This window comes from Psychrobacter sp. 1U2 (assembly GCF_051847575.1).
In genome coordinates this window covers 1-1,692 of sequence record NZ_JBPYDC010000131.1, presented here as the reverse complement: position 1 = coordinate 1,692, position 1,692 = coordinate 1, and the positions used below count along the sequence as shown (strand labels likewise).

Genomic DNA, 1,692 nt, shown 5'->3' with positions numbered 1-1,692 from the left:
CATTTTCAGGTGGCGCTAAAGACTGACGCTTTATGCCGTCAGCAAATTCTTTCAGCCGATCGTATTGTGATTGCAAAATCAGAAGAAGTATCCGAGCAGCCCTTATCGAACCTTGTTTCGACCATCAGCAAAATCAATCCAGCCGCACCGATTTCATTATCCACATTCGGTGTCGAAAGCCCTGTACCTAAACTACCAGCGCCGACCGAAATCTATGAGACGACTCTTGTCAATGAGGGTGCTCCGACGACTGTGGTTTCGTTGCCGATTCCTAAAGAAGTCGGTTGGGTTGAGTTTACCGTTTGGCTATCGGCGTTGCTGCATGCGCGGGGTGATACGATTCTGCGAGTCAAGGGCGTTTTGCATACGGATGAAGGTCCGATATTGCTACAATCTGTACGCAAAGTCATGCAGCAACCTGAGATTCTCCCTGCTGTCAAAAGTAGTTTTACATCCAAAGATATTGTACTTATAGGAGAAGGGATGAATCAAGAAGCATTGCTCGCTTCTTTGTCCTCTTTTTTTGGAGAACAGCGCTAAAAGCGAAGTATATACTTATATAAGTTTTTTAATAGGTAGTGGCAAAATCATTAAGTTACTATGATTTTAATAAACAGAGTTTAGAGATTTTGATAAATAGGGTTCAGCAATTTAAGACAAAAAAAGACCCACAGAGGAGGAAACTGTGGGCTGAGGAAAACTGAGTATGTAGTGTGTCTACAATTACAGTAAAAACTTATTATTTTTATAGAGATTCTAGCGTTATCAGAAATATAAACAGTTATAATTTGGAGTGAAAACTCAGTGTACAACTGTTTCTTCTAATATATTTATATTACCTGATGTTCTCCTTAATTGGCTACTTAAATTACATGAAGTTACTCTTAAGAGAGTTTTAATACAATGTCACATTTTGAAATATTTTATTTGCTAGGACTTTTCGTTCAATAAACGTTTTCTCTCAAAATAGTATCGATAAACTCGCAGAAGATGGCATGACGCAATACAAGAAAAATGCTAAGCTAGCAGGCATTCTTATGTCTATATAACACTAGGCTTACCATGACCGAAAGCACACAACTGCATACAAAAGAGCCGCTACAACCGCAAAACGACAAAAGCATTTTTAATCTACCCAATAATCTTACTATTGCGCGTATTTTGATGATTCCATTGTTTGTAGCGATAGCTTACTGGCCACCAGCCATGGGTATTGGCATGCCTGCCATCTCAGACAATGTCATCGCGCGGGTAGGGATGAGTGAGTTTAGTGACAGTTTACTACGGCATTTATTGTTAACTGGGGTGTTTGTTGTCGCTGCCATTACAGATTGGCTCGATGGCTACTTTGCTCGTAAGCTTAATGTGATGTCGGCTTTTGGACGGTTTTTAGATCCAGTCGCTGATAAACTGATGGTAGCAGCAGCGCTGATTATTTTGGTACAGTGGCATCCTAATATCATTATGGCGATAGCAGCGATTGTGATTATCTCTCGTGAGATTGCAGTATCGGCATTAAGGGAGTGGATGGCAGAGCTTGGTAATCGTACTAGTGTGGCGGTCTCGTATGTAGGTAAGCTTAAGACGACGTTTCAGATGATAGCCATCACTGTGCTTCTATTAAACTGGGAGTCGCTTGAGATGATAGGGTATGTACTGATGGTCGCTGCAGTGATTTTAACTTTGTGGTCG

Annotated in this window: 2 protein-coding genes; both read left to right on the top strand. The window is 40.9% G+C overall.

The window, feature by feature from the left end:
• A partial coding sequence (locus ACS8FD_RS13820; protein WP_439276294.1) for a GTP-binding protein occupies positions 1 to 540 on the top strand: 540 nt, incomplete at its 5' end.
• A gap of 522 nt (positions 541 to 1,062) precedes the next feature.
• Positions 1,063 to 1,692, top strand: a 630-nt coding sequence (gene pgsA / locus ACS8FD_RS13815; RefSeq protein WP_439276293.1) for a CDP-diacylglycerol--glycerol-3-phosphate 3-phosphatidyltransferase, incomplete at its 3' end; no start/stop codon positions are given.